This is a genomic window from Stenotrophomonas sp. NY11291, assembly GCF_023277365.1.
In the GTDB taxonomy this organism is placed as follows: domain Bacteria; phylum Pseudomonadota; class Gammaproteobacteria; order Xanthomonadales; family Xanthomonadaceae; genus Stenotrophomonas; species Stenotrophomonas geniculata.
In genome coordinates this window covers 4104459-4126217 of record NZ_CP096975.1, presented here as the reverse complement: position 1 = coordinate 4126217, position 21759 = coordinate 4104459, and the positions used below count along the sequence as shown (strand labels likewise).

General features: G+C 67.6%; 15 protein-coding genes. 9 read left to right on the top strand and 6 right to left on the bottom strand.

Features of this window, described 5'->3' with window-relative positions; genetic code table 11:
* Positions 1 to 48 precede the first annotated feature (48 nt).
* Positions 49 to 2340: an NADP-dependent malic enzyme gene (locus tag M1L61_RS19230; protein ID WP_043400158.1), complete on the top strand. Its 2292-nt coding sequence runs from the start codon at positions 49 to 51 to the stop codon at positions 2338 to 2340.
* A 418-nt stretch (positions 2341 to 2758) separates the two neighbouring features.
* On the opposite strand, the gene M1L61_RS19225 is transcribed toward M1L61_RS19230, so the two are convergent.
* Positions 2759 to 3502 carry a basic secretory family protein gene (locus M1L61_RS19225; protein ID WP_248853950.1) on the bottom strand — a complete coding sequence of 248 codons (744 nt, stop codon included), beginning with the start codon at positions 3500 to 3502 and terminating at the stop codon, positions 2759 to 2761.
* Positions 3499 to 6843: a GH92 family glycosyl hydrolase gene (locus M1L61_RS19220; RefSeq protein WP_248853949.1), complete on the bottom strand. Its 3345-nt coding sequence runs from the start codon at positions 6841 to 6843 to the stop codon at positions 3499 to 3501. Before M1L61_RS19220 ends, M1L61_RS19225 begins: the two co-directional genes overlap by 4 nt.
* A gap of 421 nt (positions 6844 to 7264) precedes the next feature.
* On the opposite strand from M1L61_RS19220, the gene M1L61_RS19215 reads away from it, so the two are divergent.
* The 4 genes from M1L61_RS19215 to M1L61_RS19200 all read left to right on the top strand — a co-directional run bounded on the left by M1L61_RS19215 (position 7265) and on the right by M1L61_RS19200 (position 10495).
* A complete protein-coding gene (locus M1L61_RS19215) occupies positions 7265 to 7462 on the top strand; it encodes a zinc-finger domain-containing protein (protein WP_005410967.1) in 198 nt (65 codons plus the stop codon).
* 15 nt (positions 7463 to 7477) lie between these two features.
* On the top strand, positions 7478 to 8593 hold the full coding sequence (locus M1L61_RS19210; protein WP_248853948.1) for a glycosyltransferase: 1116 nt from the start codon (positions 7478 to 7480) through the stop codon (positions 8591 to 8593).
* A complete protein-coding gene (locus M1L61_RS19205) occupies positions 8574 to 9905 on the top strand; it encodes an O-antigen ligase (RefSeq protein ID WP_248853947.1) in 1332 nt (443 codons plus the stop codon). The genes M1L61_RS19210 and M1L61_RS19205 overlap by 20 nt, the downstream gene beginning before the upstream one ends.
* Positions 9906 to 10045: 140 nt before the next feature.
* On the top strand, positions 10046 to 10495 hold the full coding sequence (locus M1L61_RS19200; RefSeq protein WP_071305835.1) for a transposase: 450 nt from the start codon (positions 10046 to 10048) through the stop codon (positions 10493 to 10495).
* A gap of 109 nt (positions 10496 to 10604) precedes the next feature.
* Here the strand turns inward: M1L61_RS19200 and M1L61_RS19195 are convergent, their stop codons facing one another.
* A complete protein-coding gene (locus tag M1L61_RS19195) occupies positions 10605 to 11522 on the bottom strand; it encodes an LpxL/LpxP family Kdo(2)-lipid IV(A) lauroyl/palmitoleoyl acyltransferase (protein WP_010480797.1) in 918 nt (305 codons plus the stop codon).
* A gap of 60 nt (positions 11523 to 11582) precedes the next feature.
* On the opposite strand from M1L61_RS19195, the gene waaA reads away from it, so the two are divergent.
* Positions 11583 to 12881: a lipid IV(A) 3-deoxy-D-manno-octulosonic acid transferase gene (gene waaA, locus M1L61_RS19190; RefSeq protein ID WP_010480795.1), complete on the top strand. Its 1299-nt coding sequence runs from the start codon at positions 11583 to 11585 to the stop codon at positions 12879 to 12881.
* 229 nt (positions 12882 to 13110) lie between these two features.
* Positions 13111 to 14331 carry an amino acid transporter gene (locus tag M1L61_RS19185; RefSeq protein ID WP_100446697.1) on the top strand — a complete coding sequence of 407 codons (1221 nt, stop codon included), beginning with the start codon at positions 13111 to 13113 and terminating at the stop codon, positions 14329 to 14331.
* Between the two features lie 100 nt (positions 14332 to 14431).
* On the opposite strand, the gene M1L61_RS19180 is transcribed toward M1L61_RS19185, so the two are convergent.
* From M1L61_RS19180 to M1L61_RS19170, 3 genes are all read right to left on the bottom strand, one after another.
* Complete coding sequence (locus M1L61_RS19180; protein WP_010480790.1) at positions 14432 to 15790, bottom strand: TolC family outer membrane protein; 1359 nt, start codon at positions 15788 to 15790, stop codon at positions 14432 to 14434.
* 16 nt (positions 15791 to 15806) lie between these two features.
* Positions 15807 to 16454 carry a protein-L-isoaspartate O-methyltransferase gene (locus tag M1L61_RS19175; RefSeq protein ID WP_019338821.1) on the bottom strand — a complete coding sequence of 216 codons (648 nt, stop codon included), beginning with the start codon at positions 16452 to 16454 and terminating at the stop codon, positions 15807 to 15809.
* A 136-nt stretch (positions 16455 to 16590) separates the two neighbouring features.
* A complete protein-coding gene (locus M1L61_RS19170) occupies positions 16591 to 17271 on the bottom strand; it encodes a TetR/AcrR family transcriptional regulator (RefSeq protein ID WP_019338820.1) in 681 nt (226 codons plus the stop codon).
* 117 nt (positions 17272 to 17388) lie between these two features.
* Here M1L61_RS19170 and M1L61_RS19165 point away from each other — a divergent pair, with 117 nt between their 5' ends.
* Positions 17389 to 18519, top strand: coding sequence for an efflux RND transporter periplasmic adaptor subunit (locus tag M1L61_RS19165; RefSeq protein WP_010480785.1), 1131 nt, complete (start codon positions 17389 to 17391; stop codon positions 18517 to 18519).
* 4 nt (positions 18520 to 18523) lie between these two features.
* Complete coding sequence (locus tag M1L61_RS19160; RefSeq protein ID WP_164192613.1) at positions 18524 to 21685, top strand: efflux RND transporter permease subunit; 3162 nt, start codon at positions 18524 to 18526, stop codon at positions 21683 to 21685.
* Positions 21686 to 21759 lie beyond the last annotated feature (74 nt).

The following is a 21759-nucleotide window of genomic DNA, read 5'->3' as shown; positions in this document are numbered from 1 at the left end:
GGGGGTATCATCCCCTGTCCCTTCTGCCCATTCATGTAACCCACATCGATGTCCAACGAAGATTTCAAACAGGCCGCCCTCGATTACCACCGGATGTCCCCGCCGGGAAAGATCAAGGTTTCCGCTACCAAGCCCATGCTGACCCAGCGCGACCTGTCGCTGGCGTATTCGCCGGGCGTGGCGTACGCCTGTGAAGCGATCAAGGCCGACCCGCAGCAGGCCAGCGAGCTGACCGCCCGCGGCAACCTGGTGGCGGTGATCTCCAACGGCACCGCGGTGCTGGGCCTGGGCAACATCGGCGCGCTGGCCGGCAAGCCGGTGATGGAAGGCAAGGGCGTGCTGTTCCAGAAGTTCGCCGGCATCGATGTGTTCGACATCGAAGTGGATGAAACCGACCCGGACAAGCTGGTCGACATCATCGCCTCGCTGGAGCCGACCTTCGGTGGCATCAACCTGGAAGACATCAAGGCGCCGGAATGCTTCGTGGTCGAGCGCAAGCTCCGCGAGCGCATGAAGATTCCGGTGTTCCATGACGACCAGCACGGCACGGCGATCATCGTCGGCGCGGCCGTGCTCAACGCCATGGCGATCACCGGCAAGAAGATCGAGGAAGTGAAGCTGGCGACCACGGGCATGGGCGCAGCCGGCATTTCCTGCGTGAACATGCTGGTGCAGCTGGGCCTGAAGCCGGAGAACATCCTGGCCTTCGACCGCGAGGGCGTGATCCATACCGGCCGTACCGACCTGGACCCGGAAAAGCAGCGCTATGCGCGCGACACCGACAAGCGCACCCTGGCAGAGATCGTCGACGGCGCGGACATCTTCCTGGGCCTGTCGGCACCGGGCATCCTGACCGCCGACATGGTCAAGACCATGGCGCCGGATCCGGTGATCTTCGCGCTGGCCAACCCGACTCCGGAAATCATGCCGGAACTGGCGCGCGCCGCGCGTCCGGACGCGATCATCGGCACCGGCCGTTCGGACTACCCGAACCAGGTCAACAACGTGCTGTGCTTCCCGTACCTGTTCCGTGGTGCGCTGGACGTGGGCGCGACCGCGATCAACGAGGAAATGAAGATCGCCTGCGTGCGCGCCATCGCCGCGCTGGCGCGCCGTGCGGCCACCGACATGGGTTCGGCCTATGGTGGCGAGACGCCGAGCTTCGGCCGTGAATACCTGATCCCGCGCCCGTTCGACCGCCGCCTGCTGGTGGAGCTGTCGGCCGCTGTGGCCCAGGCCGCGATGGATTCGGGCGTGGCCTCGCGCCCGATCGCCGACATGGGGGCCTACCGCGACAAGCTTGCCCAGTTCGTCTACCGCACCAGCCTGATGATGAAGCCGGTCTACGACCGCGCGCGCAGCGACAAGCAGCGCGTGGTGTACGCCGAAGGCGAAGAGGAAGTGGTGCTGCAGGCGGTGCAGAACGTGGTCGATGACGGCCTGGCGCACCCGATCCTGATCGGCCGCCCGGAAGTGATCGAATCGCGCATCGAGCGCCTCGGGCTGCGCCTGAAGATCGGCGAGAACGTTGAAGTCACCAACATCAACGACGACCCGCGCTTCAACGAATACTGGCAGTACTACCACGGCCTGACCGGCCGCCGTGGCGTGACCGTGGCCGCGGCGAAGAACCTGATGCGTTCGCGCCCGACCCTGATCGCGGCGGTGATGGTGGCCCGTGGCGAAGCCGATGCGATGCTGACCGGCATCGTCGGCCGCTTCCACAAGAAGCTGGGCTACGTGCGCAGCGTGCTGCCGCTGGAGCCGAAGGTCACCTCGACCTCGGCGATGACCGGCGTGATCAACCAGCAGGGCGTGTTCTTCTTCGTGGACACCCACGTGCAGGAAGACCCGACCGCCGAGCAGCTGTGCGAAGCGACCCTGCAGGCGGCCTACCGCATGAAGCTGTTCGGCATCGAGCCGAAGGTGGCGCTGCTGTCGCACTCCAACTTCGGCAGCCATGATTCGAAGGATGCGCTGAAGATGCGCCAGGTGCGCGAGCTGCTGCTCAAGCGCAACCCGCGTCTGAACGTGGACGGCGAAATGCAGGGCGACACCGCATGGGATGAAGCGCTGCGGCAGAAGCTGCTGCCGGGCTCGACCCTGCAGGGCCGCGCCAACCTGTTCGTGCTGCCGAACCTGGAAGCGGCCAACATCGCCTACAACCTGGTACGCGTGTTCACCGACGGCGTGGCGATCGGTCCGATCCTGATGGGCGTGAACAAGCCGGTGCACATCCTGACCACCAGCGCGACCTCGCGCCGGATCCTGAACATGACCGCCATTGCGGCGGTCGATGCGCAGATCCGCAAGCAGATCGAAGCGGAGAAGAAGGCGTAAGCCTTCGTTCCGCTGCGATCTGCAGAAACGCGCCCTTCGGGGCGCGTTTCGTTTCCGCCCAGCGGAAACCGGATCGGGTAGCGCCGGGCCATGCCCGGCGAGCGCGCAGCGCGGCGCTTCTCGCATTCCGCCGGGCATGGCCCGGCGCTACCCGATGAATTGCAGTCCGGCGGTCATTTCCCTGCAACGCCGCTGCGGCCCAATACGCCCACGCGGCCTGGCCGTGGGAAGGGACCGGACCGGCCTTCCCACCCTGGGCCCGACCAACTTTCCATGGGCGAGGGTGTCATGCGCAATCGAGTGACGCGGCGGTACTTCCAGCAGTTGTTCGCGCTGTACGCCGGCTTCGTGCAGTCGCGCTGAGGTCGCGATGCGGTAGCGCCGGGCACTGCCCGGCGAACGTAAAGTGCGTGGGGGCTCAGTGCCGCTTGCCGCGGCGTGCGGGGGCCGGCGGCGGTGCATCCGAACGCGGCTTGGCGTACTGCGCCCACAGCGCTGGCAGGGCCTTGCCGGTGTGCTTCTGCCACAGCGTCGGTGCATAGCGGCCGTCGCGCAGGGCCTTGTCCAGTGCGAGCACCAGTCCCGGGTGTTCGGCGTCGGCCCACTTCAGGAACGCACCGGTCACCCGGTAGCCACTGTCGAAGTTCTGTCCCTTCTCGACCTTGCCCGGCAGTGCCCAGCCCGCGGCGGCATTGTCCATGCCGTAGCGGTCGCGTGCGTAGTCGGCGATGCCTTCCACCAGCCAGCCCGGCACCCGCGCGTCGCCGTAGCCCGGATAGCCCTGCACGATGTGCATGGCCTCATGGGTGACCAGGTCGATGTCGTTCGGGTGCTGCGCCAGCCACCCCGGGTTGACGGTGATCGTCGCTGCGTGGTCCTGGTCGCCGACGAAGGCGATGCCGGTGTAGGCCGGATCGATCACGATGCGCACCATCGACGGCGCCGCCGGATGGAAGTCCGCACGTTCGCGCAGATAGGCGAAGAAGAACGTATCGATCACCCGCTTGCGCTGCGGCGCGGCCAGCGCGCCACGGGCGTCCTGGTAGTTCAGCGTCACGCCGTCGCGGGTCAGCTGCGTATCGAACGCCTGGGTCTGGCCGAAACTGGAGAAGGACAGGGCAACAAGGGCCAAGGGCAGAAGACGGAAGCGCATGCCGCTCATTGTACGGTGCCGGCCGCCAGCAGTTCGATCTCCGCCAGCGGCAGCCGTGCCGGTGCCGCCAGGCGCAGGCGGTACTCGCTGTAACGACCGGGTTTGGCGATCCGGAATGGACGGGTCTGGCGGGCGGATTCGAAGTCTTCGCCGCTGCGCTGGTCGAGCACGGCCCAGCTGCCGCTGCCGTTGCGCGCTTCCAGCGTCCACTCACCGCCCTGGATGCGGCCGTCGCCGCTGGTCAGCGTGTACATCGTCGGGGTGCCCTCGGCCAGGCCGGTCAGCGCGATGGTTGCGCCGCTACCCAGGCCCACCGTCGTGCCGGCATCGTCATCGAGCAGCGCGGGCAGGGCACGGCCATCGGCCAGCGTCGCCTTGGTGCCGCTGCCGAGCAGGTCGTGCAGCAGCTGGGGGCGCTGGCCGCGCGGGGTCAACGAGCGCGGCACATCGTCCACGCCACTGCCCCAGCGCGAGGGACGGGGGCCCATCACGAAGTCGAGGGTCGCGCCCTTGGCGATCAGGTCGTGCGGCACCCAGGTCTTCGTCCACGGCGTACCGTTGATCTTCAGCGACTGCACGTAGACGTTCTCACGCGAGTTGTTGGCCGCGTTCACGGTCAGCACCGCGCCACCCTGCAGTTCCACCCGCGCGTGACGGAATGCCGGCGAACCGATCACGTACTCCGGGGCGCCCATGCGCAGCGGGTACAGGCCCAGCGAGGCCAGCACGTACCACGCCGAGGTCTCGCCATTGTCCTCATCGCCCGGGTAGCCCTGGCCGATCTCGCTGCCGACGTACAGCCGCGACAGGATCTCGCGCACATGCTGCTGGGTCTTCCACGGCTGCCCGGCGTACAGGTACATCCACGGGATGTGGTGTGCCGGCTGGTTGCTGTGCGCATACATGCCCATGCGCACGTCGCGCGCTTCGGTCATCTCGTGGATGGTGCCGCCGTAGGAACCGGCCAGTGCCGGGTCCGCGGTTTCCGGTGTGGCGAAGAAGGTATCCAGCTTCGCCGCCAGCTTCTCGCGGCCTCCGTACAGCGCCGCCAGGCCCTCGCCGTCGTGCGCGGCGGTGAACGCGAACGTCCAGCCGTTGGATTCGGTGTAGTCGTGGCCCCACATGCGCGGGTCGTAGGCCTTGGCGTCCACGCGCCAGCGCCCATCGGCCTTGCGGCCCTGGAAGAAGCCTGCGTCCGGGTCGAACATCGTCGCGTAGCTGGCGGCGCGGTGGCGGAAGTAGTCGGCCTCGGTGCTGTAGCGTTCGCGTGCCGCCGGCGTGGCCGCGCGCTTGGCCAGGGCGTCGGCCATGTTGGCGATGCCGAAGTCATTGAGTGCACCTTCCATCGTCCACGACATGCCTTCGTGCACGTCGGCGCTGGCATAGCCACGGAAGGTCGAGCGGTCCATGCCCTTGCGGCCGACGTGGCGGTCAGGCGGGACCACGGTCGCGTTCTTCAGCGCGGCCGCGTAGGCCTCTGCCGGATCGAAGCCGCCGATGCCTTTCAGCCACGCATCTGCAAATGCCACGTCCGAGCTGGTACCGACCATCAGGTCGGCGTAACCCGGCGACGACCAGCGCGCGATCCAGCCGCCGGCGCGGTACTGCTCGATGAAGCCCTGCACCAGCTGGCCGGCATCGTCGGGCGTGAACAGCGCATAGGCCGGCCAGGTGGTGCGGAAGGTATCCCAGAAGCCGTTGTTGACGAATACCTTGCCGTCGCGCACGGCGGCGTAGCTGCGGGCCGCGCTGCCCTCGGTGTTGTCATTGCTGGCGCTGGCCTGGTTGGCGTAGCGCCACTCCGGTGCGGCGGCGCTGCCCACGTTCTCATGGCCGGAATTCGGGTACAGGAACAGCCGGTACAGGCTGGAATACAGCGTGGTCTTCTGGTCGTCGCTGGCATCGCCGATGTCGAAGCGGGCCAGGCGTGCGTCCCATGCATCCTGCGCACGGCCGGACACGCTTTCCAGCGTGTCGGCCGCGGCGATTTCCAGTGCCAGGTTGTGCCGCGCCTGCTCCACCGAGATCAACGAGGTGGCGATGCGCATGGTCACCCGCCGGTCGCTGCCCGCATCGAACTTGATGTAACCGGTCGGGCGGCCGGTGTCGAGGCGCCCACTTCTGCGCCATGGCTTGTCGAAGCGGGCCACCACGTACATGCGGCTGGCGCCGTTGGACAGGCCACTGCGCGTGTCGGTATAGCCGGACAGCGTCTGCGTGGCGGCGTCCAGAGTCAGGCCACCGCGTGCATCGACATTGTCGAACAGCAGGTTGGCGTCGCCGCCCTCGGGGAAATCGAAGCGGAACAGCGCCGCATGATCGGTCGGCGCGATGGCGGCGGCGATGCCGTTGTCGAAGCGCACGTCGTAGCGGTAAGGGCGGGCGCTCTCGTGGCTGCGATCGAACGACAGCGCGCGCTTGCGGCGGTCGGCCTCCGGCACGCCACGGCTGGCCGAGGGCATCACCTGGAAGGTCTGGCGGTCGCCCATCCACGGGCTGGGCTGATGGCTCAGCGCAAGCGCCTGCAGTTGCGGGCGGTTCTGTGCGTCGTTCTGTTCGTTCCAGCGGTACAGCCAGTTCAGTGCGCCGGCATCGGTCACCGGAGTCCAGAAGTTGAAGCCGTGGGGTACCGCCGTGGCCGGGAAATTGTTGCCGCGCGAGAAGGTGCCGTTGGCCTGGGTGCCACGGGTGGTCAGCACCCAGTCGGAGACACGCGCTGGCTGCTGACGTGGCACTGTGTCCAGGCGAACGTCATCGATCCAGCCGGTGACCGGTGCACCGTCGGCACTGGCCACCTCCAGCTCGATCGCCACCACGCGGCGGCCCTTCAGCGTGGGTACGTCGCCCAGCCGCACTGCCTTGCGCGCCCACTGCTGCGGATACAGCGTCTTCGACTCGCCCTGCGCGCGTGCGCCGATCGCCACCCCATGCTGGTCACGCGCCGCACCGGCCGAAACGCGGCTGCCATCGTCCAGCAGCAGGTCCAGTGACACATAGGTCGAGGCCACGGTGTCCTTGCCGACGATCTCCGGCAGCACCAGCCACGACAGAGTGGTATCGGCCTCGATCGGCAGGTCGGTCTTGAACAGCTCGCGCCGCGCGCTGCCGCCTTCGCTGCTGTAGCGCAGTGCATGCAGGCCGCTGTAGCCCGCATTGCGCTTGGCGGCGTAAGGCGCCGCAGGGCCGTTGCCAATCGCGATCTGCAGTGCACCCGCGGCCTGCGACGGGGCAGGTTCGCCGGGCTCGAACGAGGTCTGCAGTCCCTGTGCCAGCACCGGCATCGCGGTAGTCGCACAGGCCAGGGCCAGGGCGAGCGGAAGCAGGGCGCGGCGTGGATCGGACAGGGTCATGCAAGGGTCTCCCGGAAGGGCAGGCGGCGGGCAGAACCCGCATCGGCGGACACCACGGACAGCATCGCTCCGCCCGCCGGGATGGCAGTGGAAGAAGCGATGCCGGTCCGGTGGGGGCGGGCCATGCGATCGGGTCGGATTGGGGCAGGCCGGTTCACGACCTGGCCCGATCCTGCAACAGCCGTGGCAACCTGACAAGTGCCATTTAGTTCGATCCAAATGCGGGAAATATCGTTGTCGGCGGTTTCCCGGCGTGATCCTGCTGGTTCGGTCGGGAATTTCCACCGGCACCCCATCCCGAGGTGGCATGCAAGGTCGCAGGGAATCGGCCCGGTACGCGTAAAGACCCGTTGCGGCGCAATGTCGGGGCGGCCCAGATGCTAGAATCACAGGCCTCGCAACCCGTTCATCGACATCCGCCATGAGCCATACCGCCACTGCGCCCGCCAACGCCGAGAAGCGCTACACCGTGCACCGCAGCGATCTGCCGCTGAGCTGCCCGACCCCGGAAATGGCGCTGTGGAACTCGCATCCGCGCGTGTACCTGCCGATCGAAGACGAGCCCAATGGCGAAGCGCAGTGCCCGTACTGCGGTTCCGTGTTCGTGCTGGCCGACTAAGCGGCCGCCCCTTCGATGCGCCGATTGACCGTGGTGCAGTTGCTGCCGGCGCTGCACTCCGGCGGTGTCGAGCGCTCGACCCTGGAAATCGCTGCGGCCCTGGTCGCCGCCGGCCATCGTGCGCTGGTGGTCTCCGCCGGTGGCCGCCTGGTGCAGCCGTTGCTCGATATCGGTGCCGAGCACCTCACCCTCGACATCGGCCGCAAATCGCTGCTGACCCTGCGCCACCTGCCGACCCTGCGCCGACTGTTCGCCGAGGTTGGCGCGGACGTCGTGCATGCCCGCTCGCGGCTGCCGGCCTGGCTGGGGCTGTACGCGATCCGCGCCATGCCCGCCACGCAGCGCCCGCACTGGGTGACCACCGTGCATGGATTGAATTCGCCCAGTCGCTACAGCGCGGTGATGACCAGCGGTGAACGCGTGATCTGCGTGTCCAACAGCGTGCGCGACTACGTGCAGCGGCACTATCCGACAGTTCCCGAAGCGCGGCTGCAGGTGATTCCGCGCGGCGTCGATGTCGCACAGTTTCCGCGCGTGGCCCGCGCCGACCGCCGGCCACGACTGGCGCTGGCAGCCGACTACCCGTGGCTGGCGCAGGTTGAGGGCCCGCTGCTGCTGCTGCCGGGGCGGGGCACCCGGCTGAAGGGACATGCTCATGCGCTGCAGTTGCTGGCGGATGTACGCGCCGCCGGTGTACCGGCACAGCTGTGGATGCTGGGCACCGATGAACCGGGCCGCGAAGCCTACGTGGCCGACCTGCGCCGGCAGGCCGCTGCTTTGGGCGTGACCGACGCCGTGCAGATCAGCACACCGACCGCGCGCATCGCCCAGGCCTATGCGGCCAGCGATCTGGTGCTGCAGCTGTCGGACAAGCCCGAAGCATTCGGCCGTACTGTGGTCGAGGCGCTGTCGGTGGGCCGCCCGGTGCTGGGCTGGGATCATGGTGGCGTCGGCGAACTGCTGCGGCAGCTGCAACCCGCTGGTGCGGTGCCGCTGGGCGATGCACGCGCGCTGGGTGAACGTGCGCTGGCCCTGCTGGCGCAGCCGCCGTCCTTGCCGACCCGCATCCCGTTTACCCTGCAGGCCATGCAGCGCGATACCCTCCGCCTCTATGCCGACCTCGCCGGCTGACCCCGCCGTCACCGTGCGCGACGACCGCGCCGGGCGCTGGGCGCCCTGGTGGGTGCTGGCGTACGTGGCGCTGTGGCCGTTGCCGGGCATCGCTGAAACCGTGCTCGGTCTTGGCGCGCTGTATGCAGCCGCGCGGATGGTCATGCGCCGCCTGCAGCGCCGCCCGCACCTGTTGAGCACGGCAGCGTGGGCGCTGACCTCGATCCTGTTCCTCGGCTATTGGCTGCCGCAGGCGTTCTCGGCGTTTGATGCGATCGATCCGGCAGCGTCGTGGACGAAGGCGGCCGCCGGCCTGCGCTACCTGCCCTTCATGTGGCTGGTGGCGATCGCGGTGGCCACGCCCGAACGGAGGCGGCTGACCTTCGGTGGCCTGGCGCTGATCACCGGCGCATGGACCCTGGATGCGCTGGTGCAGGCGCTGGCCGGAACCAGCCCGTGGTTCTGGTCGCTTGAGCAGCTGAAGCTTGCGGTGAGTGGTCACGCGTTGTGCCCGGCCACTGAGGCGGCCGTGGTCGATCGCCTCAGTGGGGCACTCGGGCCGTGCAACCTGAAGTTCGGCCAGGTCCTGGCCAGTCTCTCACCGTTCCTGTTGTTGCCGCTGGCGCGTCGCTTCGGCAATCCGGGTTGGGTACTGGCCGCGGCGGCGCTGGGCTGCGTGCTGCTGCTGGCCGGCTCGCGCGCATCGTGGATCACCTTCGCGCTGGTGCTTGCCTACAGCGGCGTGCGCCAGTTCGGCTGGAAACGGTTGGTGCTGCTGGCGCTGGTCGCTGTCCTCGGTGCGGGCGCGCTGACCGCCAGCGTGCCGCAGCTGCGCGAACGCTTCGCGCGAACGGCGTTGGCCTGGGATGGAAGCGAGCGCGGTGTCGACGAGGCACTGTCAGGGCGTGCGCGGATCTGGGACGCCGCGGCCTGCATGATCGATCAACATCCGCTCAATGGCGTCGGTGCACGCGGCTTCCGCGATGCCTATCCGGCCTGCGTGTCTGGCGACGAACCGGCGGTGTGGGGCGATGCCCCGGCGTTGCATGCCCATCAGATCGTGCTGGAAATCCTGGCGGAAACCGGCGTGCTCGGCCTGCTGCTGTGGTTGGCAGCCGTGGCCCAGGCCTGGCGGGCCTGGCGCTATGCACCGATGGCCGCGCGTGAGCGGGCCCGCCCGGCGATGCTGGCGCTGGCGGTCACCGTGTTCCCGCTCAACACGCATCTGGCGTTCTATTCCGCGTTCTGGGGTGGCCTGACCGTGCTGCTGGCGGCGTTGTTCGCCGGCAGCCTGTTGGCGCGGGACGGGGATGACACACCGGCGGTGACGTAACGGAACATCCACGCATGGCGTGGGTCACCGAACGAACGCCGCCGTAGTAGATCCACGCCATGCGTGGATGGTGCTTTCCCGACGCAAACACGCGCCAACCTCCACTACCGGTGCTTCCCTGCGTATCGCACGCTGGGGCCATGGCCAGCCCCAGACTCCGCTACGGTCGTTACTCCAGCACCGGTAACGTTTATTCACTGACCACGGCAACCCTTGGCCGGGAGCCGTTCTTCGCGGATGCCGCCAATGTGGCGATCCTGGTAGATGCGCTGCGCTTCGTCGAACGCAGCGGTTTCAGCCACAGCCTGGCATGGGTGGTGATGCCCGACCACCTGCACTGGTTGATGAAACTGCGCAGTGGAACCCTTGCCGAGTGCATGTCGCTGCTCAAATCCCGCAGCGGGCGGCTGTTGAACCAGTATCTGGATCGACGCGGCGCACTGTGGCAGCACGGCTATCACGACCATGCCGTGCGGAACGACGAATCCCTTCACGAGAAGGCGATGTACATCCTGGCCAACCCGGTCCGGAGCGGCCTGGCCAGCACGTTGGGCGAGTACCCGCATGCATGGTGCCGTTGGCCGTTGTAGATGCCGGGGGGCGGAACGAAGAGCATCCACGCATGGCGTGGATCTACTTCAGAGCGCCCCACATCAGTAGATCCACGCCATGCGTGGATGAAGCCAACCCGGTCCCGCGTTACTTGTAAAAATCACTCCGCCCGCCCGGCTGGCGCTTGAAACGGCGGTGGATCCACAGGTACTGGTCGGGGGCCTCGCGCACCATCTCCTCGATGGCCTGGTTGACCCGCGTGGTATCGGCTTCCACATCCTCGCTGGGAAAGTTCTCCAGCGGCGCGCCGATCTTCAGGAAGTACTTCCCGCCCTCGCGGCGGTGGAAGTAAGGAATCACCGCACAACCGGTCATCCGCGCCAGCTGGTGGGTGGCGGTAATGGTGGATGCGGTATGGCCGAAGAAGGGCACGAACACGGTGTCCTTGCCGCGCATGTCCTGGTCCGGCGCGTACCAGAGGAAGCCGCCCTTCTTCAGGTGGCGCACGGTCGCGCGGATGTCTTCATTGGCGAACATCGCCTTGGCATAGCGCAGGCGGCCGAACTTCACCGCCCACTCGTACACCGGGTTCTTGTGCTTGCGGTACATGCCTGAAAGATCGACGTAGTCGCACAGCAGGCGGCCGCACATCTCCAGGGTCATGAAGTGGCCGGACACCAGCAGCACGCCGCGGCCTTCGGCCTGCATCTGCCGCAGATGCTCGAGGCCTTCGATCTTCACCTGTGGGCGGATGCGGTCGATGCTGCCCCACCAGGCGCGGATGCACTCGAGCACACCCACGCCCAGCGCGTCGAAGCTGTCGCGCACCAGGCGCTGGCGCCAGGCTTCGTCCTTCTCCGGGAAGCACAACTTCAGGTTGACCTCGGCGGCGCGACGGCGGCTGCCGAGCAGGCGCCAGCTGATCCAGCCGACGCCACGGCCGAGCGCACGCTGCAGCATCCACGGCAGGCGGGCAATGGCGAAGGCGCCGAGCATGGCGGTGAACATCGGCCAGTTGCGGGGATCGCGCAGCGACGGGCGGATGGCGGTGGTGGCATCGGACATGGCGCCATTCTACCAACCCGGCTGCGTGTCTTTCCCGGGGGGCTCCCGTATCCTTGCCGCATGCGTAAAGACCCTGTCGAATGGATCCTGCGCGGCCTGTATTCGGCCGTGCTCTACATCCTGCTGCCGATCACCGTGTACCACCTGGTCTGGCGCGGTTTCCGGGTCCGTGAATACTTCCGGCGCTGGGACGAGCGCTATGCCTCGTATCCGCAGCCGACCGGCCAGCCGCGGGTCTGGCTGCACGCGGTCTCGGTGGGCGAGGTCAACGCCGCCGCGCCATTGGTCAATGCCCTGCGCCAGCAGCGTCCGGACATCCGCTGGGTCATCACCACCATCACCCCGACCGGTTCGGAGCGCGTGCGCGCGCTGTGGGGAGACGCGCTGGACCACGTCTATCTGCCGTACGACGTACCGGGCAGCGTCAACCGCTTCCTCGGCCACTTCCAGCCCAGCCTGGCGCTGATCCTGGAAACCGAGCTGTGGCCGAACATGCTGTTCGGCTGCCGCGACCGCCGCATTCCGGTCTACATCCTCAACGCCCGCCTGTCAGCGCGCTCGCTGCGCGGTTACCGGGTGCTGGCGGCGCTGATCCGCCGTGCGCTGCGCACGGTTACCTGCGTGGCCGCGCAGTCGCAGGACGACGCCGAGCGCTTCGTGCAGCTGGGGGCTGCGCGGGAACAGGTGCAGGCGCTGGGCAACCTCAAGTTCGATATCGCCACGCCGGATGTGCAGGGCTTCGTCGAGCAGTTCCATGCCTGCGTGCCCGCCGGGCGCCCGGTGTGGATCGCGGCCAGTACCCACGATGGTGAGGAGCAGGCGGTGATCGACCTGCATCGGCGCCTGCGCCAGCAGCACCCCGACCTGTTGTTGCTGTGGGCACCGCGGCACCCCGAGCGCTTCCCGAAGGTGGAGGCGCTGGCGCGCGAGCAGGGCTGGAACGTGGCGACCCGTCGCGCGAAGCAATGGCCGGAGGCCGGCACGGATGTTTTCGTCATCGACACCCTGGGTGAGCTGATGCCGTTCTATGCCTGTGCACAGGTCGCCTTCGTCGGCGGCAGCCTGCAGCCGATCGGTGGCCACAATCTGCTGGAACCGGCGGCGATGGGCACTGCCGCTGTGACCGGTCCGCACCTGCACAACTTCGCCGAGATATCACGGCGCATGCGAGAGGCCGGTGCCTTGCTGATCGGCGAGGACGTGCAGGCGGTAGGTGACCTGCTGCAGCACCTGCTGGGCGACGCCCAGGCGCGCGAGGACATGGCCCGTGCCGGTTGCACGCTGGTCAGCAACGGCCGCGGTGCCCTGCAGCGCACGCTGGCGCTGGTCGCGCCACACCTGCCGCCCCCGCGCAGCTGAGCCGGGCAGCAACACCGCCAGGGCGGATGCTACGCGGACCGACTGACGTGATCGACTGCATCAATTCTGCTTAGCAGCCGGATTCCTGTCGCAGCAGGACCGGATGCGTGGCTGCGAACGTGTTTGTGGTCACATCGCGGTGCGCACAGTACGGATTCTGATACCGCCACTTGGCGCCCGCTGCCAGCCTCCTGTCGACCGCGCTTGTGCGGATTCAAGAGGGCTTGCGATGGACAGCGATAACCGCCGTGGCCGGCACGCGCTGCTGGGAATGGATCACTTCGCGATGGTGGCGTTGACCCTGCTGCTGGGTGGCAGCGTGATCGCCCTGGTTGGCCAGTACACCGCCGCCCAAGCGGGTCCGGCCATCGTACTGAGTCTGCTGCTGGCCGCACTGGGCACGGCGCCGATGCTGTATTGCCTGCACGTGCTGAACCAGCAGCAGCCCGCAGCCGATGGCCTGCACGGCCTGCTGCGGGCCGCTTGGGGCACGGCAGCCGCGCGGCTGCTGGGTACTGCACTGCTGCTGGAACTTGTGATGACCAGCGCCGGCGTGGCGCAGTCCACGGCCAGCCACGCGCGTGCCGTGTTTGCCAGTCGCGGTATTGAAACCGGCAGCGCGCTGCCGGATCCGGTGATGGCCGTCACCAGTCTGCTGGTGCTGGGTGCGTTCGTGCTGCTGCCCCCGCGTCGCATCGCGCTGACGGTCTGCGTGTTGTTGACGGTGAAGATCGGTGTCGGGCTGTTGCTGTTGGCGCTGGCGGTTCGCCACGTGCACTACGCCAACTGGATTCCGTGGCTGCCGGACGCCACCGCGCCCTATCGATTCGGCCCCGGCGGGGTGCTGGCGGCAAGCGTGCCCTTGCTGGGGGTGTTTGCCAGTGTGGGGCTGGCACTGGGATTTCCCGGACGTGGCCGGCAGGCGCGCACGCGATCACCCTGGCTGCTGGCGGCCGCGCTGCTGCTGGCGATGCTGCTGCTGATCATGCTGGCCGCGTTGCAGGCCGGCCTGGTCGAGTTCCCGGTATTGGACAGTACGCGGCCGTTGTCGGTGGCATTGCAGGGCCATCCGCAGTTGCAGTGGCTGCTGCCGTTGCTGCCGCTGGCGGGCATGGCCGGGCTGGCAGCACTGCTGCTGGTGCTGTTGTCGCTGGCCGCACACCTGGCAGCGCAGCTCCGGCCTGTGGCCGGTGATGAAGCGCCCGGGTTGCGGACGCGGCTGATACCGATCACCGTGGTGCTGACGGCGGCGCTGCTGGCCTTGGGAGCGCCGGCCGGCGCATTGCCGGTGCTGCCGGGTCCAGCAACCCTGCTGGTGATGGCAGCCTTGTGCCCGGCTGCACTGCGTGTCCGTGCGCCGATGCCGGGTGCTGCAATGGTGCTTGCGCCCCTGGCCACGGCGCTGTGCGTGCTGGCCGCAGTGGAACGGGCAGGCGCGTGGCCGGGCTGACGGCCGGCAGATCTGCGCCATGCGTGGGTCGGGCCGTACGCGCCGCCCACAAAAAAGCCACCCTCGCGGGTGGCTTCTTCGCTGCCGGCAGGGCGACGACTCAGTGCGTGGTCGTTGCCGGGTTGCCGGCGTCCTGGGTCAGCAGGCGGTTCACGTCCTGCAGCTCGGCCACGTCCAGCGCACCCAGCGACTGGCTCAGCAGCAGACGGTTCTGCAGGAAGGTGTAGCGGGCCTGGGCGTAGTCCAGCTGCGCCGAGAACAGGATGCGCTGGTTCTGGATCACGTCCAGCACGGTACGGGTACCGACTTCCAGGCCAACCTGCGACGCGTCGTATGCACTCTGCGCCGAGACTACCGCAAGGCGGCGGGCCTCCACTTCGCTGATGCCCTGCACCAGGGTCTGGTAGGCATTGCGGGTGTTGCGGTCCAGGGCACGCTTCTGCTGCTCGTAGCCGTCCTGGGCGATGTCACGCTGGGCCAGCGCCTGGCGCACGTTGGACTGGGTGGCTCCGCCAGCGAAGATCGGCACGCTCAGGGTCAGGCCGATGCTGTTGGTGCGCGCGTCCGGCGACAGCGAGCCGGCGCCGGTGCTGTCACCCCAGGTCGCGGTCTTGCCCCAGCTGCCGCCCAGCGACAGGGTCGGGTAGTGGCCACCACGGGCGGCCTGCACGCCGGCTTCGGCGGCGCTGACCTTCAGTTCCTGCGCCTTCAGCGCCGGATTCTGGGTGGTGGCCTGGTGCACCAGCTCGTCGATGTTGCCGCGGTTGGCCGGCACTTCCGGGCGGAAGTCCGCCGGCAGGCCACGCAGGTTGACCACCGGCTGGCCGGTCAGTTCGGTCAGGGCCTGGTAGTTATCGGCCAGGGTGTTCTGCGCAACGATGGTGTTGGCGCGCGCCTGGTCGTACTGGGCGCGGGCTTCGTGCACGTCGGTGATCGGCGCCAGGCCCACTTCCAGGCGCTTGTCGGCGAAGTCGAACTGCTTCTTCGCGGCCGCTTCGTTGGTCTGTGCGGCGTTCAGCGATTCGATCGCCACCAGCACGTTGAAGTAGGCCGCCGAGGTGCGCACGATCAGGCTGTCGTTGGCCGAATCGAGGGTGAAGTCCGCCGCCTTGCTCAGCTCACGCTGCGAACGCAGGTTGTTGATCTGGGTCCAGTTGAACAGCGTCTGGCTGCCATCGATCGTGTAATTGCGGCGCTTGTTGGTGAACGAGCCGGAGTTGATGTCGGCGTTCGGCTCGCTGCGCGTGCGGTTCAGCGTGGCCTGGCCGTTGATCTGCGGCAGCAGGGCGGCGCGCGCCTGCACGGCGCCTTCCTTGTCGACCAGCCGGGTCGATTCGGCGGCGGACAGCTGCGGATCGCCGTTGCGCGCCATTTCGTAGACCTGCAGCAGGTCGGCGGCATGGGCGGACAACGGCAGCAGGGCAGTGGCCAGCGCAACAGCGAGGGATCGGCGGATCATTGCGGCTTCCTTGGACTCAGAGGTGGAACTGGGGTGCCGGGGCGGCACCGCGCAGGTAATCGATATCGGTCTCGAACAGGGACTCGGTGCTGCCGTCGGCCTTGACCAGCAGGGCCTCCATCGCCGGCGAGCGGCCGTGGATCACGAACAGGCGACCACCCGGACGCAGCCACGAGGCGAACTGTGACGGCACCACGTCGACCGCACCAGTGACACAGATCACGTCAAAGCGGCGTTCGGTCTGCCAGGACAGGGCGTCAGCCACGTCCACGCGGACGTTGGTGCCCAGGCCGGAAGCATCCAGGCGGGCACGCGCGGCGGCGGCCAGTTCCGGGTCGATCTCCAGGCTCAGCACGTCGCGCGCCAGCGCGCCGATGCAGGCTGCCAGGAAGCCGCTGCCGGTGCCGATTTCCAGCACTTCGTCACCCGGCTGCAGATCCAGTGCCTGCAGGGTACGGCCCTCGATGACCGGCTTCATCATCTTCTGGCCATGGCCGATCGGCAGTTCGACATCGGCGTAGGCCAGCGCCCGGTGTGCATCGGCGACAAAGGCCTCGCGCGGCAGGCGGGCCAGGACGTCGAGCACCTTGATGTCCAGCACGTCCCAGGGACGGATCTGCTGTTCCACCATCAGTTCGCGGGCGTGGGCGTAATCAATCGTCATGAGGTTCAAATCCAGCGCAGTGGGCCGGCCATTTTACCGGTGCCGGAGGCCGGCGGCGCGCCCAGAGCATCAGCTGCCGGGTGGCCGGGGTCGCAGTGCCGGAAGTCATCGCGACCTCCGGTTCGTTCAGTTTTGGTTATTCAGCCGTCCCGGCCCCTCGCGGCGCATAGGCACGCAGGAAGAAGTCGATGCTGGCGGTCACATGGGCAAGAGGGTCGCACTCCACCGGTGACAGTGGCATGCCGCACATCATATGCATGTGCACTTCGCCCTTGACCAGGGTCAGGAACTGCTCGCCAGCCAGCGAATAGTCGGTGATGTCCAGTTCGCCGCGCTCGGCGCGTGCCCGCAGGAAGTCAGCCAGGGCCTCGCAGGTGCGCTCCGGGCCTGCCTTCCAGAACAGCTCGCGCAGGCGTTCGTCGGTCTCCGGCGCCATCATCATGCGCTGGATCGAGATCGCCGCGTCGGAGGTGATCAGTTCGAAGAAGGCCAGTCCGATGCCGATCAGCTGGTCGCGCAGCGGGCCGTCCGCGTCGGCCACGAACAGGGCATCGGGCAGCATTTCAATGCACTTGGACTGCACGGCCTCGGAAAACAGGGTTTCCTTGTCGCCGAAGTGGCTGTACACGGTCAGCTTCGAGACGCCGGCCTGGGCGGCAATGGCGTCCATGCTCACGCCGGTATAGCCCTGTTCGATGAACAGTACCTTGGCTGCTTCAAGGATCGCCGCGCGCTTGCCCAGATCCTTGGGGCGCCCGGGTCCGGCGGCCTTGGCAGCAGGCTTGGCCGACGGCTTGCGGGAAGTGGAAGAACTCATCGCAACAATACTAGACCAAGCGGTTCGATATTTATACTATACCGGCCGGTTTATTAAATTGGGCCGGCAGTCGCGGCTCCCCCTTGTTACAACCCTGCGTTTTCAGGACGTTGACCGATGAAGATCGTGCGCTGGATGGGCGGTATGGTGTGGGTGGCTGCGCTGGCAGCCTGTTCGGGACAGGAACAGGCGCCGCAGGCGGCCGTGCCGGTACTGGTGGTTCACCCCGGCGAACAGGCCGGACAGGCCCCGGCGGCGTTCCCGGGCACGGTGCGTGCCCGCCAGGAAAGCCCGCTGTCGTTCCGCGTCGGCGGCAACCTGGTCAAGCGCCATGTCGATGCCGGGCAGCGGGTAAAGAAGGGCGACGTGCTGGCCGAGCTGGATGCAGCCGACTTCGCATTGCAGGCCCGCGCTTCGCAGGCGCAGCTGGCCGCAGCTGAAGCCGACCTGGTGCGTGCCCGCGACGACCTCAAGCGCTACCAGGTGCTGGCTGACCAGCAACTGGTCAGCCGTTCGCAGCTGGACCAGCAGTCAGCCGCCTTCAAAGCGGCGCAGGGCCAGGCCAACGCCGCCCGCGCCAACCTCGATGTGCTGCGCAACCAGGCCGACTACGCGCAGCTGCGCGCACCGGCTGACGGCGTGATCGCCAGCCGCGAGGCCGAGGCTGGGCAGGTGGTGTCCGCCGGACAGACCATCTTCAACCTGGCCGCCGACGGTGGCCGCGAAGTGCTGATCGACCTGCCCGAAGCCACCATCCGCGACTACGCGGTCGGCCAGCCGGTCGAGGTGGAGTTGTGGAACCGCCCGGGGCAGCGCCTGCCGGGCACGATCCGCGAGATTGCTGCCGCCGCCGATCCGCAGGCGCGCACCTACGCGACGCGGGTCAGCCTGGCCGCCGATGCGCTGGCCGATGTCGAGCTGGGCCAGAGCGCGCGCGTCTACAGCAGCGCCGGCCGCCACGGCACCCTGCAGCTGCCGCTGGGCGCACTGCAGCGCGGTGCCAACGGTGCCGCCAGCGTGTGGGTGGTCGATCCGGCCAACAGTACGCTGAAGGCCGCAGCGGTCACCACTGGGGCGTTTGGCAGCGAGACGGTGCCGGTACTGTCCGGCGTGAACGCGGGTGACTGGGTGGTTGCTGCCGGCGGACACCTGCTGCGCGCCGGCCAGCCGGTGATCGCGGTGGATCGTCAGAACCGCCCGGTGCTGAAGCCGGCTACGCCGGCGGCTGCCGCCAAGGCCAAGGAGTAAGCCGGTGCGCCGCTTCAATCTTTCCGAGTGGGCGCTGGCCAATCGTCCGCTGGTGTTGTTTGCGATGCTCGCCTTCGCCCTCATCGGCGCATGGTCGTACAAGCATCTGGGCCAGTCCGAAGACCCGCCGTTCACCTTCAAGGCGATGGTGGTGCGCACGCTATGGCCGGGCGCCACCGCCGAGCAGGTCTCGCGGCAGGTGACCGAGCCGATCGAGAAGGCGTTGATGAACACCGGCGAGTACGAGTTCATCCGCTCGTACTCGCGCCCGGGCGAATCGCAGGTCATCTTCATGGCCCGCGACAGCCTGCGTTCCAGGCAGATTCCGGACCTCTGGTACCAGGTGCGCAAGCGCGTGGGTGACATCCGCCCGACGCTGCCGCGCGAGATCGTCGGCCCGTTCTTCAACGATGAGTTCGGCGATACCTACGGCAACATCTATGCGTTGACCGGCAAGGGCTTCGACTACGCGGTGATGCGTGACTACGCCGACCGCATCCAGCTGGAACTGCAGCGCGTGCCCGACGTCGGCAAGATCGACCTGGTCGGCCTGCAGGACGAGAAGGTGTGGATCGAGCTGTCCAATACCCGGCTGGCCACGCTGGGCGTGTCGATGCAGCAGGTGCAGCAGGCACTGGCCGACCAGAATGCGGTGACCGGCACCAGCTTCTTCGAGACCGCCACCGATCGCGTGCAGCTGCGCGTGACCGGCCAGTTCAACGACATCGAAGCGATCCGCCAGTTCCCGATCCGCGCCGGTGACCGCACCGTGCACCTGGGCGACATCGCCGAGGTCAAGCGTGGCTTCGCCGATCCGGCGTCGCCGAAGATGCGCTTCATGGGTGAAGAGGCGATTGGGCTGGCGGTGGCGATGAAGGATGGCGGTGACATCCTCAAGCTCGGCGCCAACCTCGATGCCGAGTTCGAACGCCTGCAGAAGACCCTGCCGGCCGGTATGCAGCTGCGCAAAGTGTCCGACCAGCCGCAGTCGGTGGAAGAGTCGGTCGGCGAGTTCGTGCAGGTACTGACCGAGGCGGTGGTGATCGTGCTGCTGGTCAGCTTCTTCTCGCTGGGCCTGCGCACCGGTCTGGTGGTGGGCGTGACCATCCCGCTGGTGCTGGCGATGACGTTCTTCGTCATGCACTACTTCGACATCGGCCTGCACAAGATCTCGCTGGGCGCACTGGTGCTGGCGCTGGGCCTGCTGGTGGACGATGCGATCATCGCGGTGGAGATGATGGCCACCAAGATGGAACAGGGTTACGACCGCCTGCGCGCGGCCAGTTTTGCCTGGGAATCAACTGCGTTCCCGATGCTGACCGGTACGCTGATCACGGCGGCCGGCTTCCTGCCGATCGCTACCGCGGCATCGAGCACCGGTGAGTACACCCGCTCGCTGTTCCAGGTGGTGACCATCGCGCTGGTGGTGTCGTGGATCGCGGCGGTGCTGTTCATCCCGTACCTGGGCGACAAGATGCTGCCGGACCTGTTCAATCCGCAGCCGCCGAAGCCGGGCAGCCTGTCCGCGCGCTGGCATGCCAAGCGCCAGCAGTGGGCCGACCGCTACCCGGCGCTGGCCAACCTGATCGCGCCGCCGCAGCACGGGCATGACCATGATCCGTACCAGCGCCCGTTCTACCGCAGTTTCCGTCGCTTCCTCGATGGCTGCCTGCGTCACCGCTGGTGGGTGATCGCCGCGACCATCGCGCTGTTCGTGTTCTCGCTGATGATGTTCCGCTTCGTGCCGCAGCAGTTCTTCCCGGATTCGACCCGGCCGGAATTGATGGTGGACATCGAGCTGGCCGAGGGCGCGTCGCTGCGCTCGACCCAGGCCCAGGCCGAGAAGCTGGAGAAGCTGCTGTCCAGCCGCGAGGGCATTGCCAACTACGTCTCCTACGTGGGCACCGGTTCGCCGCGCTTCTACCTGCCGCTGGACCAGCAGCTGCCGGCCACCAACTTCGCCCAGTTCGTGGTGCTGGCCAAGGACATCAAATCGCGCGAAAGCACCCGCGACTGGCTGCTGCACGAAGTGATTCCGAAGTTCCCGGACGTGCAGATGCGCGTGACCCGCCTGGAGAACGGCCCGCCGGTCGGCTATCCGGTGCAGATGCGTATTTCCGGCGAGCACATCGAGAAGGTGCAGGCGATCGCGCGCCAGGTCGAAGCCAAGGTGCGTGAGAACCCACACGTGATGAACGTGAACCTGGACTGGAGCGAGCCGAGCAAGGTAGTGCGGCTGGTGATCGACCAGGAGCGCGCCCGCGCGCTGGGCGTGAGCAGTGCCCAGGTCAGCCAGTTCCTGTCCAGTTCGCTGGCCGGGCAGTCGGTGAGCGTGTACCGCGAAGGCAACCGCCAGATCGAGATGCTGCTGCGTGGCCCGGCCGATGAGCGCAACCAGCTGGAGCTGCTGTCCAGCCTGTCGATGCCGACCGCCAACGGCGGCAGCATCACGCTGTCGCAGGTGGCGACGATGGAGTATGGCTTTGAGGACGGCATCATCTGGCACCGCAACCGGTTGCCGACGGTGACCGTGCGTGCCGACATCAGCGACGGCATGCAGCCGCTGGACGTAGTGCACCAGATCCTGCCGACGCTGGACGGGATCCGCGCTGAACTGCCCAGTGGCTACCTGCTGGAGACCGGCGGTACGGTGGAGGATTCGGCCCGTGGCCAGAACTCGATCAAGGCCGGCATGCCGCTGTTCCTGGTGGTGGTGGCCACGCTGCTGATGCTGCAGCTGCGCAGCTTCTCGCGTGCGGCGATGGTGCTGGTAACCGCGCCGCTGGGCATCATCGGTGCGACGTTGTTCCTGCTGCTGTTCCGCGCGCCGTTCGGCTTCGTGGCGCTGCTGGGCACGATTGCACTGGCGGGCATGATCATGCGCAACTCGGTGATCCTGATCGACCAGATCCAGCAGGATATCGATGCCGGGCATGATCGCTGGCATTCGATCATCGATGCCACGGTGCGCCGTTTCCGCCCGATCGTGCTGACCGCGCTGGCGGCGGTGCTGGCGATGATTCCGCTGTCGCGCAGTGCGTTCTATGGCTCGATGGCGATTTCGATCATGGGTGGCCTGATCGTGGGCACGGTGCTGACCCTGGTGTTCCTGCCGGCGCTGTACGCGGCGTGGTTCCGGGTGAAGCCGGACGAATCCGGGGCATAACGCCCCGGGTTCTACGGCCACCGCCTCTGGTAGGTGCCAACCTTGGTTGGCACGGATGCATGCATCCACGCATG